This window comes from Bacillus sp. 0102A, assembly GCF_036765155.1.
Classification (GTDB): Bacteria; Bacillota; Bacilli; order Bacillales; family Bacillaceae; genus Bacillus; species Bacillus subtilis_G.
The window spans coordinates 33,352-50,608 of record NZ_JBAIZW010000003.1 but is presented as its reverse complement, the minus strand read 5'-3'; the positions used below and the strand labels follow the sequence as shown (position 1 = coordinate 50,608).

General features: G+C 46.6%; 17 protein-coding genes. All 17 read right to left on the bottom strand.

Going from position 1 to position 17,257, the window contains the following annotated elements; all coding sequences use genetic code 11:
* Nucleotide 1: 1 nt before the first annotated feature.
* On the bottom strand, nucleotides 2–709 hold the full coding sequence (bacB, locus tag V6D41_RS08460; protein WP_087992769.1) for a 3-((4R)-4-hydroxycyclohexa-1,5-dien-1-yl)-2-oxopropanoate isomerase: 708 nt from the start codon (nucleotides 707–709) through the stop codon (nucleotides 2–4).
* On the bottom strand, nucleotides 699–1,313 hold the full coding sequence (gene bacA, locus V6D41_RS08455; protein WP_148963425.1) for a prephenate decarboxylase: 615 nt from the start codon (nucleotides 1,311–1,313) through the stop codon (nucleotides 699–701). Before bacA ends, bacB begins: the two co-directional genes overlap by 11 nt.
* Before the next feature lie 151 nt (nucleotides 1,314–1,464).
* Nucleotides 1,465–2,703 (bottom strand): MFS transporter, encoded by a 1,239-nt coding sequence (locus tag V6D41_RS08450; RefSeq protein ID WP_148963424.1) that lies wholly within the window; start codon nucleotides 2,701–2,703, stop codon nucleotides 1,465–1,467.
* A 321-nt stretch (nucleotides 2,704–3,024) separates the two neighbouring features.
* Entirely contained in the window at nucleotides 3,025–4,572 is a 1,548-nt protein-coding gene (pruA, locus tag V6D41_RS08445; protein WP_333517905.1) for an L-glutamate gamma-semialdehyde dehydrogenase, read from the bottom strand.
* A 237-nt stretch (nucleotides 4,573–4,809) separates the two neighbouring features.
* Complete coding sequence (gene rocG / locus V6D41_RS08440; protein ID WP_333517904.1) at nucleotides 4,810–6,084, bottom strand: glutamate dehydrogenase; 1,275 nt, start codon at nucleotides 6,082–6,084, stop codon at nucleotides 4,810–4,812.
* Nucleotides 6,085–6,268: 184 nt separating this feature from the next.
* A complete protein-coding gene (bslB, locus tag V6D41_RS08435; protein ID WP_148963421.1) occupies nucleotides 6,269–6,733 on the bottom strand; it encodes a biofilm surface layer hydrophobin BslB in 465 nt (154 codons plus the stop codon).
* 325 nt (nucleotides 6,734–7,058) lie between these two features.
* Nucleotides 7,059–7,514, bottom strand: a complete 456-nt coding sequence (locus V6D41_RS08430; protein WP_087992774.1) for a dTDP-4-dehydrorhamnose 3,5-epimerase family protein — start codon at nucleotides 7,512–7,514, stop codon at nucleotides 7,059–7,061.
* Complete coding sequence (gene rfbD / locus V6D41_RS08425; protein WP_333518160.1) at nucleotides 7,507–8,358, bottom strand: dTDP-4-dehydrorhamnose reductase; 852 nt, start codon at nucleotides 8,356–8,358, stop codon at nucleotides 7,507–7,509. Before rfbD ends, V6D41_RS08430 begins: the two co-directional genes overlap by 8 nt.
* A gap of 13 nt (nucleotides 8,359–8,371) precedes the next feature.
* A complete protein-coding gene (gene rfbB, locus V6D41_RS08420; protein ID WP_333517903.1) occupies nucleotides 8,372–9,319 on the bottom strand; it encodes a dTDP-glucose 4,6-dehydratase in 948 nt (315 codons plus the stop codon).
* Entirely contained in the window at nucleotides 9,319–10,059 is a 741-nt protein-coding gene (locus V6D41_RS08415) for a sugar phosphate nucleotidyltransferase (RefSeq protein ID WP_333517902.1), read from the bottom strand. The genes rfbB and V6D41_RS08415 overlap by 1 nt, the downstream gene beginning before the upstream one ends.
* Nucleotides 10,060–10,083: 24 nt before the next feature.
* Nucleotides 10,084–11,103, bottom strand: a complete 1,020-nt coding sequence (locus tag V6D41_RS08410) for a PseG/SpsG family protein (RefSeq protein ID WP_333517901.1) — start codon at nucleotides 11,101–11,103, stop codon at nucleotides 10,084–10,086.
* A gap of 2 nt (nucleotides 11,104–11,105) precedes the next feature.
* Complete coding sequence (locus tag V6D41_RS08405) at nucleotides 11,106–11,828, bottom strand: glycosyltransferase family protein (RefSeq protein ID WP_148963419.1); 723 nt, start codon at nucleotides 11,826–11,828, stop codon at nucleotides 11,106–11,108.
* Complete coding sequence (locus tag V6D41_RS08400; protein ID WP_333517900.1) at nucleotides 11,821–12,942, bottom strand: N-acetylneuraminate synthase family protein; 1,122 nt, start codon at nucleotides 12,940–12,942, stop codon at nucleotides 11,821–11,823. The genes V6D41_RS08405 and V6D41_RS08400 overlap by 8 nt, the downstream gene beginning before the upstream one ends.
* Nucleotides 12,942–13,811 (bottom strand): GNAT family N-acetyltransferase, encoded by an 870-nt coding sequence (locus tag V6D41_RS08395; RefSeq protein WP_333517899.1) that lies wholly within the window; start codon nucleotides 13,809–13,811, stop codon nucleotides 12,942–12,944. Before V6D41_RS08395 ends, V6D41_RS08400 begins: the two co-directional genes overlap by 1 nt.
* Nucleotides 13,812–14,981 (bottom strand): DegT/DnrJ/EryC1/StrS family aminotransferase, encoded by a 1,170-nt coding sequence (locus V6D41_RS08390; RefSeq protein ID WP_333517898.1) that lies wholly within the window; start codon nucleotides 14,979–14,981, stop codon nucleotides 13,812–13,814.
* Nucleotides 14,982–15,001: 20 nt separating this feature from the next.
* Nucleotides 15,002–16,426, bottom strand: a complete 1,425-nt coding sequence (locus V6D41_RS08385; protein ID WP_333517897.1) for a CDP-glycerol glycerophosphotransferase family protein — start codon at nucleotides 16,424–16,426, stop codon at nucleotides 15,002–15,004.
* Nucleotides 16,427–16,430: 4 nt separating this feature from the next.
* Entirely contained in the window at nucleotides 16,431–17,201 is a 771-nt protein-coding gene (gene spsA, locus V6D41_RS08380) for a spore coat dTDP-glycosyltransferase SpsA (RefSeq protein ID WP_333517896.1), read from the bottom strand.
* Nucleotides 17,202–17,257 lie beyond the last annotated feature (56 nt).

Sequence of the window (17,257 nt, the reverse complement as noted above, 5' to 3'; positions counted from 1 at the left end):
ATCACTCATCCGCCTTTATTTTTTTTGCTTTTGCCCTGTTGTAGCGCGGCGGGAAGAAGATGTTAATGGATTTTGATTCTTTTTCTGAGCGGTTGATGGCGCCGTGATCTTCCCGAGGCTCACAGAAATAGGCTGTACCGAATTTCATGTCCACCGTGCAGCCTTCGACCGTCATGTCGTAACCGCCGCCGATGCAGATGCCGATTTGTTCATTCCGATGTTTATGGAAAGGCATTTCTCCGCCGTTTCCAGGGATTTTGGCCAGCATGATTTCCACCCAGTCCTCTACAAAGAACGTGACTTCCATGCCGGGCAATAGGTCTCTCGTTTTGAAAATATTCAAAAAATAGTCCTCAGGACTTGTATATGTTTCATCAGCTTTCAGCCGCTTGATATCAATCGCAATGACTTCTTGGTCTGTGTCGTTTCTAGCCCCGTGAGGCACATCCGGCGGCGCGATGTAGGCAGATTCCAAGGCCGTCATTTTTCTCGTCACATCTCCAACAGTCATCATCAGCTCGCCTGAAACGACCATGCCGATTTGGACTTCCTTATGCTGATGGGGTTCAACGTTCGTATGCGGCGGAACGTAAGACATTAATACCTCAGTGTCACCGCGCACGGTTGAATACTGTCTCACACCGTTTTCCCATTCTATTAATTTCGGTGTCGGGAAATAAAGCTCCTGCATATCTTCTTTAGTTTTCATAATCAACGTCTCCTTTTCCGAATAATGACCAGCTCATAGGAATGCTTTTAAATGTTTTCACAAATGTAAGCCCGTACTTTTGCCGTGCAAGCTCATTCGTTAAAGCAATGTCATACAAGCCTTCTTTTACTTTTCTTGCAGCTTGACTGGTCGAATTGACCAGTTTGAAACGTACATCTTTGCGGGTAAAATATTTGATTAAATTAATGGGTGAAGGATGTGAAACAATAACAGATAAATCAAGCATATCGTCGCTGAATTCAAAGTCAGGACGAACAGCCAGGCCGTACATCGGTGTATCGCACCTGAAGATTTGCAAAAGCTGCAAATCCGGCCTCATGTAGAAATGCTTAATGCCGTCGTAAGCGTGTGGGACGATGGTATATTCCAGCGGGCTTTGAAGCGTCCTTTCGATGCATGATTCAAATGTATCATGCAAGGACAATTTACTGTTCAGCCCCTGCAGAAGAGTAAAATTGGAGATGAAATGCTTTGCTGCGTACTCACTGCTTGTCCCCTCAGGGCCGAGCGTGTTGACTGTAATCAATTTGGATATTGAATCAGTTCTGTTTTTTGTCTGAATGCTATTATCCAATATTATCATGAGCACCAACCAATCTTTTAAAATTTTAAGTAAATTTTATCCAGAGAAAATCGAACTGTCAACATTTTTTGAAAATACTGATAATTAATACCATACAAACAGAAAAACCCTTAAAAAAGGGTTTTTTATTATAGGCATTTAGAAACTTTCTTTATTGGGATAAGGAATGATCGGCTTTCTGCTCATGTTTGCCGTACTTTTTATATGCGAATACACTGAGCACAAATCCGAGTACAGTGATGGCGGCGCAAATCAATCCGACAGCTGCATAACCGTATCCCACATATACAGGTCCCATCAAAGCAGATCCTAATGTCACAGCCAGATTCGAGGCAAGGCTGTAAAACACCATGATTTTCCCGCGATGATGCTCTGAGCAGTCACTCAAAATGGTGCTGAGCAGCGTCACCGTCAAGCTTTGCATTAACCCCCAAATAAATAGGCTGACGATTAACAGAATCATTGAAGCCGGTGCATAGGCTAAACAGGCCAGCAGCACGCTGATGACCGCCAGCGCAATCAACAGGGAGCGCATTTTTCCGATGCGGTCGGCTATCTTTCCTGTAATCACACTCATGGAAAACCCAATGCCGTAAATCATGATAAATAAGCCCGCAGCTGTATTTCCTCCGGTAAAAACGTCCTGAAGATAGGAGCCTAAAAATGAATACATACCGTAAAAACCAATCATATTACAAAAGGTTATCGTGATATAAACGGGTACGCGCGGGACTTTCAGTGCATCCCGGAATGTTCCAGCCGGCTCTTCTTTTTCTTCCTTGCCGCTGTTTTTGTGCTCGGCATGACGGCGCATTTCAAGCAGGATCAGCAAAACAACCAGAACGCCCATCAAGGCGAATATCCAAAATGTCCATCTCCAATGCAGGACGCCGCCGATAAATGATCCGAGCGGCACACCGAAGATCAGTGCCAGCGACCAGCTTGAAACGATCAGTCCCATCACCTTTCCCCGGTATGTATAAGGAACACGATCCCCGACAACTGCGTAAGCGGTCGGCACAAACGCTCCCGCAGCCAATCCCGACAGCGCCCGGCCCAAAAAGAAGAATAAGATATTTTGGGCTAAAGCGCATATTACTGTTCCTATGATAAAAATGATAAGACTTGCCATTAAACTAAGTTCTCTCGAATATTTATCGCCTAAAGGAACCAGAAGCGGCGCACCGATAAAAATCATCACGCCGTAAATACTGATAGATAACGCAAGGACACTGACATCTGAGTTGAAGGCTTTTGCTAAATCCGGCAGCAGCGGTGAGATCACAAGTTCTTCAGATCCGGCAGCAAATACCCCCATCGTTAAAGCCAGTGCTAACAATAGCGGAAAATGATGTTTTGTTTTGATGTCATTGTTTTGTTTACTGTTCATTCTCCCTCAAACACCTCTTCCATAATCTTCATAAAGTTGAATTAATTTTAGCATTGTTTTTTCGCAATTTACAATTCGAACGAAATATTTATTATTTTTATTGTTTTCATTTAAATTTTAATACAGATTTTAATATTTCATTTAAAAATTACGAGAAACTTTAACGCTACTTATGGAAAGCCAATGGCATTTAGTTTACTCGGATGATCAGACGACACCGTAAAAAAGCTCTCCGATTCTCCGGAGAGCTTTTTCTATTGCGCCTCTGCCTGTTTAAATCGTGCGGTCAGCTACAGAACGCACGGTTTTGTTTCTCTCAAATCAAAAAGCTTCGGACGTTGTTTTGGCTTGCATATGAAGAATTAAATAATCCGGACCGCCTGCTTTTGAGTCTGTTCCGGACATATTAAAACCGCCGAACGGCTGATACCCGACAATCGCTCCGGTACAGCCTCTGTTGAAGTATAAGTTTCCGACATGGAAATCTTCACGCGCCCGTTCAATGTGCGCACGGTTTTTCGTCAGCAGTGCGCCTGTTAATCCGTATTCCGTGTTATTAGCAATCTCCAGCATATGATCAAAATCACGCGCTTTGCAGATCGCAACAACCGGGCCGAAAATTTCTTCCTGCATCAGGCGCGCGTTTTCATCAACGTCTGCAAAGATCGTCGGCTGAATAAAGTAGCCTTTTGAATCATCGCCTTCGCCGCCGGTCAACAGTTTGCCTTCAGATTTGCCGATTTCAATATATGACATGACTTTGTTGTAGGACGCTTCATGAATGACTGGTCCCATATACGTATCAGGATCCTCCGGATTGCCGGCAGTCAGCGTTTTGGTAAGTGCCACAGCTTTTTCCACTACTTCATCATAAACATCCTGATGGATGACCGCGCGAGAGCCTGCTGAACACTTCTGTCCTGAAAATCCAAACGCTGAATACACGATAGAGGATGCAGCAAGGTCTAGATCAGCGTCCTTGTCGATTAGCATCGTGTCTTTACCGCCCATCTCTGCAATGACCCGTTTCAGCCATTTTTGGCCCGGCTGCACTTTGGCGGCGCGCTCATAAATCCGGCACCCAACCGCTCGGGAACCTGTAAATGAGACAAACCGCGTTTTCGGATGCTCTACTAAGAAATCGCCGATCTCCGCTCCATCTCCCGGAATGTAATTCAGAACGCCGTTTGGCAAACCCGCTTCCTCCATGACCTCAACAAATTTTGCAGCCACTACCGGCGCCGCGTCAGCCGGTTTTAAGAGAATCGTATTTCCTGTCACAATCGCTGCCGCCGCAGTACCTGCCATAATCGCAAGCGGGAAATTAAATGGAGAAATGACGATGCCGACGCCAAGCGCTTCGTAATGATATTGATTGAATTCGCCAGCACGGCTCTTCACCGGAGCTCCTTCCTTAAGGTTTAACATTTGGCGCGCGTAGAACTCTAAAAAGTCTATCGCTTCAGCCGTGTCCGCATCTGCTTCCTTCCACGGTTTTCCCGCTTCCTTTACAAGATAGCTTGAAAATTCATGCTTTCTTCTGCGTAAAATAGCTGCTGCTTTAAAGAGGATATTGGCACGGTGCTCCGGTCTTTGTTTTTTCCATGATTCAAATGTCTGCAATGCGGCTTGCATCGCTTTTTCAGCAAGCTCTTGATCCGCTGTAGACGCGTACCCAATGACCTCTTCTTTATTGGCCGGGTTTATTGAAACCATTTTGCGGTCTGTTTCGATTTTTTCTCCATTGATGACAAGCGGATAATGCTTGCCGAGCTGAGTGTTTACAAAGGCCAATGACTCTTGAAATGCTGTTCGATTCTTTGCCTCCGTAAAATCAGTAAATGGTTCGTGCACGTATGAAACTGTCATATGTAATCCCCCTCATGTCATAAAAAATGCCTTGGCATAAATTAAAAATGCAAGAATCATACCAATATCTTGTCTTTTGCTGAAAAAACTTGTTGAATTGTACAGAAATTTGTCTAACAGGAGAACACCTAGCTCTTTTTCCAATCACGAAATGCAAATTTATTTTGCGCATTCCGCTTTTCCGAAAAGGGTAAAACGCAAAATTTATTTGCATCAGAAAGAATTCTCCTTCCGAATTCACACCCACCCGCGGAATCGCGATGCTTCTGCCGATTTTCTGATGCCCGTCATGTAAGCCGCCAAGCGCATGTCTACTTTATGTGCTGCCGCTGTCTGATAAATCGTTTCGAACGAATGGACCATGACGTTTCTCAGTTTTTCTGCGACCTCTTTCTCTGGCCAATAGTATCCTTGGTTATTCTGCACCCATTCAAAATAAGAAACCGTTACGCCGCCGGCACTCGCCAGAATATCGGGCACGAGGAGCACGCCTCTTTCATTCAGGATCTTCGTGGCATCAATGGTTGTCGGGCCATTCGCCGCTTCGACGACAATTGACGCCTGAATGTGATGTGCGTTTTTGGCCGTGATTTGATTGGCGATCGCCGCAGGCACTAAAATATCGCAATCCTTTTCAAGCAGCTCCTCATTTGTGATGACGTCTGTAAATAAGTTGGTGACCATGCCGAAGCTGTCCCGCTTATCGAGCAAATAAGGGATATCGAGGCCGTCCGGATTGTAGAGCCCGCCGTGGGCATCCGAAATCCCGATCACCTTCGCGCCGGCCTCATGCATGAATTTAGCCAGAAAGCTCCCCGCGTTTCCAAAGCCCTGTATGATGATGCGCGCGTTTTGCAGCTTGATCCCTTTTTTCTTCACCGCCTCTTCAATACAAATCGTGACGCCCTGTGCCGTTGCCGTTTCCCGGCCTTGCGATCCGCCTAAAACGATTGGTTTCCCTGTAATAAAGCCTGGAGAATCGAATTCCCGGAGCCGGCTGTACTCATCCATCATCCACGCCATAATTTGCGAGTTGGTGTACACATCGGGAGCTGGAATATCCTTTGTCGGGCCGACGATCTGGCTGATGGCACGGACATATCCCCTGCTCAGCCTTTCCAGTTCTCCAAATGACATTGTCCGCGGATCACAAATAATACCGCCCTTTCCGCCGCCATAAGGAAGATTGGCAATCCCGCACTTGAGCGTCATCCAAATGGATAATGCCTTTACCTCCTCTTCGCTGACTTCAGGATGGAAACGCACGCCCCCCTTTGTCGGACCGACAGCATCATTGTGCTGCGACCGGTAGCCTGTATACACTTTGACACTGCCGTTATCCATTTTTACCGGAATACGGACGGTGAGCATTCTCTGCGGCTCTTTCATGAGTTCATACATATCGCCCGGATAGCCCAGCTTCCGCAGGGCTTCCTTAATGATCGTTTGGGTAGACAGAAATAAATTAAGAGCTTCTTTTTCCTCGTCTTTCTTGACTTGCTTTTCTGACATCTTTTTCACCTCATTGTTTTTTGACCGGCTTAAAATGTAAGCGCTTTAAAAATTTTCCGCCGATCAATTCCTTTCTTCATTGGATTCACCCTTATCATCATGCAAGATCCGTACCAGTTTTTTAAATCAACAAAAAAGAGACTGAAAATATCTCAGTCTCTGATCACATCTATTCATTAACGAGTTAACGAGGGTCAATTACCAGCTGCGTTTCAGCATAAAAACTGCCGATTCCCAAACCGTTCACAACATCGCCTTTAATCGTGTAAGTGCCTGCGCGCGGAAGGGTTTTGCGCACCATGACGAGGTCAAATTCGGATGCGCCTAACAAATCAAGCGTAAGCGGGAGTCTAACTGTTTTTCCATCATTTAAAATCTGTGTTTCTTTCAGCGTTCTTCCATTCACTGAATCTCTTGTCGTAGCATGAAACCCGTCAGGAAAACGAAATTCTACCGCTCCTAGAGAAAGCACCGCGTTTGGTTTATACGTCACTTCAATATCGGAAGTGGTCCACTCTTTTGTACTGTTGATCGTTTTAGCCTCAATTGATGCAGACTGCGCATGAGCTTGGCCTGAAGGAAGCAAGATTGATAGTAAAACAGCTGAACTGATGAATAGTGAAGATACGAATGAAGTTCTTTTTAACATGACATTTCCCCCTCAAATCACAGTTAATATTTGGCCAGAGCGTCCTCTGCAGAAAAAGTATGTTTCTGTCATTCGCGAATTTCCAATTCTTTTTCTTAAAAATTAATCTAACATCAATCCATATGGAAGTAAATGCTTTTTTAGGAATATTAGAACTTGGTTTTTTTGTGAGTTCCATCCTATTTATACAAGGTTCCTACAGACTATTTTTCCTCTCGTTTTCTAGCTACACCCGCCTGTTGATCTCTATCTTTTATCCTATTTTGAAAAAGGACAAAAAAAAGTCGAAGATGCCTCAGCTCTTCGATTGATCACGTTCCTATCTTTATCTGAATTCGGTATTCCAGTTAAAACCGATCGTCTCATCATTCCACGGAATTCTTTTTTCATCAGGTTGATCCGCGTTATACGACATGGTAGTGAAGTAGATAATCGTCAGCGGCTTCTCTCCCAGCACTCTGTATCCATGGGCAACCCCTTTAGGGATCAATAATAGCATCGGGTTATCTTCGCCCATGTAATAAACGCCAGTTTCTCCTTTTGTCTTTGAGTCCTCTCGAAGATCGTAAAGGACAACCTGAGCATGGCCGGTTGGGAAGAACCAAAGATCATCTTGCTTCTCATGATAATGAAATGCCTTAATCACACCCGGATAGCTTTTCGACCAAGAGGCCTGCCCGAAATGCTCAAGAAGGTTCTCATCATCCCGAACCAGCTCGGCAAAAAATCCTCTGTCATCACTATGCTTCGTCAATTTTTTCACTTTGACTCCATCAATCACGTGCACTGCTCCTTTCCCGCAAATATGCCCGTAACGCTTCTCGCCAATAGCGAGGGCGAATGCCGGCTTCTTCAATGGCCTGATGGCTCAGAACAGAATAGGCCGGACGGGGCGTTTTGTTTCCGTATTCTTCAGTCGTGACAGGCAAAATGACTGTGGCCAGCCCGCTTTCTTCCATAATGGCCTTCGCAAATTCATACCAACTGCATATGCCTGAATTGCTGACATGATAAATGCCCGGCGGATGGCTGAACAGCTTGATGACCGCTTCTGCTAAATCCTTCGTATAGGTCGGCGAACCCATTTGATCGCTTACAACCCGCAGCTCTTGTTTCGTTTCAGCAAGCTTCAGCATGGTTTGAACGAAATTGCTGCCGCCGTGTCCGTACACCCACGACGTTCTGATGATCGTGCTGTCTTTTGTCGCTAATCGAATCAGTTCTTCTCCGAGCTTTTTGCTTTTGCCGTAGATGGTATTTGGATTTGGAGGATCGTCTTCCCTGTATGGCTGGGTTCCTTTCCCGTCGAATACATAGTCCGTGCTGATATGAACATATTGAGCGCCGATGCGGGTTGCCTCAAGAGCTGTATAATAAGCGCCGATTCCGTTAATCAAGTACGCTTTATCAAGTTCTGTCTCGCATTGATCAACCGACGTAAACGCGGCCGTATTAACCACGATATCCGGCTGATAATGGCCAAACGAATGCCGTACTGAGCGCTGGTCAGCAATGTTCATCATCTTCTTTGTTAATGCAATGACCTCATATCCGGTTTGCTTCAGCTGGCGGCACAGTTCCCGGCCAAGCTGTCCTCCCGCACCAGTCACCAATACCTTTGTCAATCGGATCACCTTCTCATCGGTCATTGTCGGTATACCAGCGAATCGTACGCGCAATGCCTTTTTCAAACGGCACTTCCTGCCGCCAGCCCAGTTCGTTTTTCAGCTTTGATGCATTGATCGCATAGCGCCGGTCATGCCCTTTTCGGTCTTCCACGTGTGCGAACAATTCCTCACAGCCCAAATGCTTCATGATGATGCTCGCCAGCTCTTTATTTGTGCGTTCATTCCCGCCGCCGATGTTATAGACCTCACCATCGGTTCCTTTTTCTAAAATCAGCTTGATGGCGCGGCAATGATCCTCCGAAAACAGCCAATCTCGGATCTGGAGCCCATCGCCGTACAGCGGAACCGGAAGTCCTTGCTTCGCATGGCGGATGATCGTCGGAATCATTTTTTCGCTGTGCTGGTAAGGGCCGTAATTGTTGCTGCATCGTGTAATAATGGCCGGAAGCTTGTGGGTTTTGACATAAGATAACACAAGCAAATCAGAGCTTGCCTTGCTGGCTGAATATGGGTTATTAGGAGAAAGCGGCGTCGTTTCAGTAAACGCGGGATCTTCCGCTTCTAAATCCCCGTACACCTCATCTGTTGAAATATGAATCAGCTTCTTGGCTTTTCCCTGCAAAACCGCTTCCGCCAATCGGTATGTTCCCATGACATTTGTGGTGATAAACGGCTCTGCTTGGGAAATGCTTCTGTCTACATGCGATTCCGCAGCGAAGTGAATCACGCCGTCATACGTCTCATCAAACGCGCGGTCGATATCCTCCTGAACACTGATATCCCCTTTCACAAAGCGAAATCGGCTGTTTTCCTTTAATTTTTCCATTTCCTCCAGGTGGCTGGCGTACGTCAGTTTATCTAAAACGGTAATGTGCGCATCCGTTTCCTTCAGCATGAGCTTTGTAAACGTGAGCCCGATGAAGCCGGCCCCGCCCGTAATTAAATATGTTTTTGCCATCACTTTTCGTCCTGTCCTTTCTGTAAAGCCCGGTGTACAAGCTGAGAGGCGAGATGAAGCGATTCGTGAGTTCCGGCATCGACCCACCAGCCTGATAACACATCATACGTAAGCTGGCTGTTTTCAATGTATAGATTATTCACATCGGTGATTTCCAGCTCGCCGCGCTTTGACGGTGATATTTGTTCAATATACGAAAATACTTCCGCATCATACATATAAATGCCGGTTACACAAAGGTTGGTCGGCGGATGTGCGGGCTTCTCGATAATGGAACGAATCCGCTTGTTTTTCTCATCAATTTCAGCAATCCCGAAGCGCTCCGGATCATCAACTTCTTTCAGCAGCACCTTTGCTCCTTTTCCCTGCTGTTCAAAGCACTCCGTAAAAGGCTTTAATGAATCTTCGAATATATTATCACCTAATAATAAAATGAAAGACTCTTTTTTCGTAAAGCGTTTTGCATAAGACAGCCCATCCGAAATACCCGATGCGGCAGGCTGGACCTGATAAGTGATTGTGACGCCAAGCTCTTCCCCGTTCCCAAGCAGTTTGAAAAACTGCGGCATATGATCTTTTTGGCTGATGAGTAAAATGTCTTTTATTCCGGCTTCCTCCAGCTTCATAATCGACCAGTAAATCATCGGATACGGGCCTACAGGAAGCAAATGCTTGTTGACGGCTTTCGTTAAGGGCATAAGGCGTGAGCCGTTTCCGCCGGCTAAAATAACACCTTTCACAGTAACACTTCCTTACATGCATTTTTATAGCTTTTGATCATACAAATCTTGAAGAATAGCTTTTACCCGCTTGATGCCTTTGCCATCCACGAGCGGCCTCCCTCCCTTGTGCAAAGAAAGGCGAAGAGGATAGCTGCTGCTGATTCGTGACATCTGATAGATGAGCGTTTCATCCGATACAAGCTCCCCGAGACCAAGATCAAGAGCGGCGCCTTGTTCAGCGAATGTTTTGGCTGTTGCCGTTTGGTGCTCAACCTGAGAAAGAACAAGGCACGGCACACCGATGCAAATGGCTTCGTACAAGGAGATGCCGCCGGCTACAATGGCTGCATCCGCTTGTTTCATGACACCCGCCATATCACTTGTCTGCCCGATCACCGTGTACTGCGGCTTCTTTTGAATCTGCCTTCGGACCGCTTCTTGATGCGGTGAAGCGCTCCCCATCACAAAAATCATGTTTTTATCTTTCATGGCGGGGACTTGATCGGCTGCAGCCAGCACTTTAAAAATAAGCTGCTTCGGATCGCTTCCTCCCAGCGCAACAAGAATATTGCGGCATTTTTTCCTCAGTGTGTAATCATTTCTTGCGGTCTGGAAGGCGGGGTGAAGAATGAGATAATCAGGGCCTTCATAGATGCGGGTGTTTCCCTGATCGTACCACCTGCTCCTGATATCACCGTAAATTCCGTTGATGACTGTGTCACTTAGCTGAATCGCTTTTTCATTTTTCTCTTCAAAGAGTATGATTTTTGCATCTGTTTCCGCCTTTATTTTCCTTAATAGTTCAGCAGGCGCTTCGAGAATATCAAACAAAAGCAGATCAAGGTGCTTGTTTTTTATTTCCCGGAGAATAAATTCATGCTGCCGCAGCTCCGGTTTTACGATGACATGCCAATGCTCTTCATGAAGAAATGGTTCAGACTCCTGATTCGTGTAAAACGTAATCAAGCAGCGCTGTTTGAGTTCTTCCGCGAGCCTCTTCATCCGGACAACATGGCCCATTCCCTTTTCATAACCGCCGTCTGCGACGATCCCAATACGCATGGCTATTCAGCCTCTCGTTCGATTGCCGCATCAGGGTTCCGGTTCAGCAGGCTGATGAGCTCTGAGGCGGATACATCAGGGCGCTCGCCTGCTTTTTGATAAAGGGCCTTTATCGATTCATAGTCTTCCTTTGTGTCGATGGTCAGCCGGTATTGAGGGGCGCGAAATTGTTCCGGCGCCTCTAAAAACTGAACGCGATAAAGATCTGGATGGTTCCTTACATATAACGTGACATGCTCCTGATATTGATCCTCCAACGCCTGAATACGGCTGATGTCTGTTAACAGTTTGGCGCTGACCACTTCGCCGCTAATCCCTAACGGAGTGTGCCGGATATACGTATAATCCGCTCCTTGATCAAGATGCGACGCTATCATGAAATCGAGCAGCTTCGGATCGACAAACGGATTATCACCCGTTAATCGGATGACCACTGTCGGTTTGACAGCTTCAATGACCTTCACAAACCTGTCGAGAACACGTTCCTCGCTGCCGCGGAAAACGCGAAAGCCATATTTCACACAGTGCGCCTCTAAGATGTCGTCAGTTTCTTTGTCAGACGTGGCGATGACAAGATTATCCCGATCCTTTTGATAAAACGCGCTTTGCCGGACACGGTGAACGAGAATATCGAGTAAACGATTGGATCCGAGCGGACGCAGCACTTTTCCCGGAAGCCGTGTTGAACCCATTCTGGCTTGGATGATAAAGAGAATGTCATTCATGAGATGGGCTGTCCTTCATTAAAATGTCGTCCCAGACAATGCCTGTATCGGACGGGATGTCTCTTACAGCCCGAACGCCGCCGGTCAGCAGCTCAAAAAATCTCGGGTGCAGCCCCTGCGGCTTTTGTCCGGGGCGCAGCACTGCGATATTGTCTTCACTAAAGGCTTCGCCTTTTTGAATCGGAGCTGTTGCAAAAATTCCTCTGTATGCAAATTGTCGGATTTCTCCTTCGATGGCGGTTGTTGTTTTGTATGAACTGCCTAGCAGTCTTTCAGATACCGGCTTCCTGATTCCTTGTTTCATCTCGGCTTCGGTTTTCCTGATACCTTCGACCATTTCTTTTAGTTCGTCCGGATTTAACGCAAACGAGTGGTCGGCGCCCGGCAGATTTTTATCAATCGTAAAATGCTTTTCTATCAGTTTTGCTCCGAGCCGAACCGCGGCACACGGCGCTTCAGTCGGGTGCTCGCTGTGATCGGAGAAGCCGATCACAGCATCAGGAAAAGCGGCGGCAAGCATCGGAATGACGCTGAGGTTGCTGTACTCCGGCGGCGCAGGGTATTTCGCCACACAATGCATAATGGCGATTTGATCGTTGCCCTCTGCCCTGATGGTGCTCCACGCTTCGTGAACATCAGAAATTTCCGCTCCGGCTGTCGAGAATATCATCGGCCTGTTCAGTCGGGCGACATATTTGAGCAGCGGAAGATGGTTAATTTCATACGATGCGATTTTAAAAGCGCTCGGCGAGGTGGACTGAAGCAGGTCGGCTGACCCCTCGTCACATACTGTGCTTAAAAAGATCACCTGCTTTTCGCGGCAGTAATCCAAAAGCGGTGAAATCCACTCAGCGGGCATTTCCATGGATTGAATCAAAGAAAAAATAGAGACGTCCTGGCCAGCCGCTGTTTTGTACAAACCAGGATCTTTCTGGTACATCTTATCAGCCTGGAACATTTGAAATTTCACGGCATCCGCGCCGGCTTCCACCGCTGCATCAATCAGCGCAAAAGCCTGATCAAGCTTTCCGTCATGATTAATTCCCGCCTCGGCAATAATAAATACAGGAGCGTCTTTGCCCACAGTTTTATTCGCAATCTGAAACGCTGCCATTATTTCGCCTCCTTGCCCGGCCAAATATGATAATAGTAATACGATTGTTCAGCGGTGAAGCCCATTCTTTCATAAAGGCGGATCGCCCTTACATTGTGAAGCTGCGTCCCCGCTGTTACCGTTTTATGCTTCTGGGTCAACGGATGTTCTATGAGATTCGCCAATAAATGAAACGCGACACGTTTGCCTTCGAATCCCGGCTTCACAGCCATCAAATCGAGAATACATTCATCTTCTCTGGATAAGCCCTGAAGATAACCGATGACCTCGCCATTATGCTTAGCGGCAACATTGACAGCCGCCCTTCCATTCAGATTGTTTCGTGTCCACTCCTGAAAAATTTTGTTTGCTGCTTCGCGGCTGAGATGAGGATCTTGAAAATATCTGCTTTTTGTAAACGAGTCTCGGGCCAGCTCACATATCGCTTCTGTGTCTTCGGGCTCAGGCGGGCCCAGTTCAAAAAATGGCGGTGTTTTGTCATATAAAGACGGGGGATTCGCCAGCTTCAGCAAACTGCCGACAAAGTAAGAAGACGGTTGCTGCTGTATCACATGCGCGGCTCCGATATCTTCAGCCGGAACGCGAACAAAGATAAAATCCGTTTCATCCATTTGCCGTACAGAATAAAAAGCTTGAAACAGCCTCTTCAGCTGCCCGGTGCTGTTTGCCGCAAGAAGCTTGACGTTCATGACTTTCTTCTGAAGCATCTGGCTTTCCCACAGAGAGTCTTCATAAAGCAAGACGCCTTGGAGCCCGTTGTTTTCAAAAAGGCCGAGGGAAAATTGATACGGAACGTCCAGTGTAAGCTGCCTGCTGTGGAGAAAACTCTCAATCGCCTCTTTGGAGACATTTTCTTTTACCGTGTACACTTAACCAGCCCCTTTTACGATATCCCGCACAGCTTCAATGACATCATTTACATCCTCGTCAGACATTGAAGGATAGAGCGGGAGCGACAGGGTTCGTTTATAGTAATTCATCGCGACCGGGAAGTCCTCTTCCTTATACCCGAATCGCTTTTGATAATATGGATGAATGTGTACCGGAATAAAATGAACGCTTGTGCCGATATTGTATTCATCCTTTAAAGCCGTAATCATTTCGCTGCGCGTGACACCGGCCTGTTTTTCATCAACTTGCAGAACATATAAATGCCAAGCGTGCCTGCCGTCATCATGGACAAACGGCGTGATCAGCCCCGAAATCTGCTGAAAAGCGGCTTGGTAACTGCCGGCAATCTCTTCTCTCCGTTTCTGCATCTCATCCAGACGTTTCAGCTGATGAAGACCGAGAGCCGCCTGCAGATCAAACATGTTCATCTTATAGCCGGGTGATTCGACTTCATAATACCAGCTGCCATTTGAAGAATAACGGTTCCACGCGGCTTTGCTCATGCCGTGAAGGCTCAGCACCCGAATGTGATCGGCAAGCTCCTCATCGTCTGTCGTCAGCATGCCGCCTTCCCCTGTCGCCAGATTTTTGGTCGCGTAAAAGCTGAATGCCGTCGCGTCCCCGATAGAACCGATCATTCTTTGCTTATAAGTCGTATACACAGCATGTGCCGCATCCTCAAGCACGAATAAGCCATGCTTTTGGGCAATTACCAATATCGCATCCATATCGCAGGACTGCCCGCCAAAGTGGACGGGTACAACTGCTTTCGTTCGCGGTGTGACGGCCGCCTCAAGCTTTACCGGATCAATATTGAGCGTGTTTTCGTCAATGTCCGCAAACACAGGCGTCGCTCCTGTATGAATAATCGTATTGGCGGTCGAGCTGAACGTAAGCGGAGAGGTAATGACCTCGTCACCCGGCCCGATTCCTTTTGCTTTCAAAGCCAAAAATAAGGCGGCCGTACATGAATTCAACGCCACGGCGTGCTTCGCCCCGACAAACGCGGCAAACTCTTTTTCAAACTGCTGAACCTTCGGGCCTTTGGAGAGCCATCCCGATTCAAGCGTTTCTGTAACCTCCTGAATTTCTTCCTTGCCGATTAACGGCAAAGAGTAAGGAAGAAAATGATTTCTCTTTTGCACCATTTCTTTGCGCTCCTATCATTTTATTCAGTATCTTCCCGCCTGTAATCAACCCCTGTTTTGGCTTTCAATTCCGCAAATAAGGCGTTTGTTGATTCTGCCACCGGGTAATTAGCTGCTGTGAATGCCAGACGCGCCTCTTCTGCTTTTTGATGCACTGAGGGACTTCGAAGAACCGCAATTAAGGTGCGCGCCAGTTCATCCGGCTGATCAAATATAAAACCGCCAAGAGATTCATAATACGGATACGTGCGGGTTCCGGATGATTTCCCGATCAATGCAGGTTTTTGAAACAGCATGGCTTCAAGTCCGACTGTTGAGGTTTGCGTCACTGCCGCGTCAGCATACGGCAGCAAATCATACAGCTCCATCTCCTTTTTGATGACTCTGCAGGCTTTATGTTTTTTTGCCGCAGTGTGATACAGACCCAGCTTATTTTTCCCGATTTCCCAAGGGTGGGGTTTGATGATGATTTGCAGCTGTTTCTGATCAGAAAGCTCTTCTAGCAAACCGGAATAAAAATCTTCCGAAAAAGGCTGGGTCGCAATAAGCACGATTTTTTTTGATGGATGAAAAGCAAGTTTTCGATAGAATACGGACATGTCGATAGGGGTTCTGTTAAAAATCTGATCGAAGCGGGGATGTCCCGTTACGAGAATCTGCTCAGGTTTACAGCCTTTTCGTTTGAACCACTCCGCTTCATAAGCGCCAAAAACAGCCTGATAGGTTGTAAAAACAGGAATGAAGGCTTCATCTCCCATCAATGCGCCATGCTGAAGACAAATGCTGACGGCCCCTCTCCTGTGACACATAAGAGCGAGCACCCTGCTGTAAATATCTTCTGCCGTTCCGACGACAACGGCAGAAATCTTCTCCTGCTCAAACAGCGCATCAACCGTATCAATGGCTTCCATAAATAAAGGAATATCTTTGTAAAGCCGATCGCGAAACGCTTGATCACCGAATGCAGGATGGTCATCAAAAGGGGCGAGAATCGAACAGGCTGTTTCGAGATACGGCTTCGGATCACCTTTTTGGCATGATTCCGCAATGTCACGCTTGCTAATCACAGGCAGATCACAGTAATGCGGCAAACTCCATCTGGCCAAAACAGCTGTTTTGCCAGGGTCAAATTGATAGTAATTTTCGTTCGAAAAACGCAGGTAATCAAAGTGCAATATGACTTTTCCCTTACCAGGTTTTTCGTTTGTTTTGACTATATTTTTTATCTTTTCTTCAAAAAACGGCTGAATCTGCCCTTCATCGATATGCTGATCCACCGCTCCGAATAACTCCGGCTCTTCATCCATCATCACCCTTAGCTCCGGGCTGATGTATTGATAAAAATTACTGATAAGCCCAAGCGGAATCCCCTTGTAGCGAAGTCTGTCAAAAAGCTCTACATACTTCCGGTACAGCACCCAATAATTGCTTAAATAGGCCGACAAGCTCTCACCCCATTCCAAGCTTTTTTAATGATTCACGCAGCTCGCGGCAATTGCGCTGCGGAGGAAGGTTCCTGACGAATTCATTTTTTTCTGATTCAAACAGCTGAAAATGAATCGATTGGTCGGTAATATAATTCAGATCCAGCTCCTCAGCCAGCGGGTAACACGGATAAAAATGGTTGACCCTCCAAAAGAACCGGGCATCCCCGATCCGGTAAAACGCCGGGCTTTCATCCCAATAGGAGCCAAACTTCTCCTTTACCTTCTCAAGCACAGAATACCTGTGCATCACCGAACAATGGTCGATGGCGCACGGCGCGTTCCACGTCACGTGAACGGCCGGCCTGATAGTTTCTTTTACAATGTCGCGATCCTCGTTTAAGTGATAGGTTTTGGAGGCTGAGTAAATCACAGCCTTTTCAGGATGATGATCGAGCTCCCGCACCATTTTCAAGAGCCGGTCCGGCATATAGACGTTGTCATCCGTCGCATAGGTGATATATTCACCCTTCGCCATCTCAATCGCCTGATTGATCAGCGCCGCGTATCTTGTTTTTTCCGTTCTTTCCTTTACTTCAGATATATCGCTTTGATAAAAACGCACTCGGTTATCATTCAAAAAAGGACGGATTACATTTAGCGTCTCTTCATTGGAGTTGTCATCCATAATAAACAATTCAAAATCGGAAAACGTTTGTGAAAGTATGCTGGAAATGGACTTTGCCACATAATCGCTTTTGTTATAACTCGTCATAATGACTGATACTTTCGGCAAATCCTACACCTCCTTCTTGAAACTTCACACCTGAAACTAACGTTATCTTATGTTGC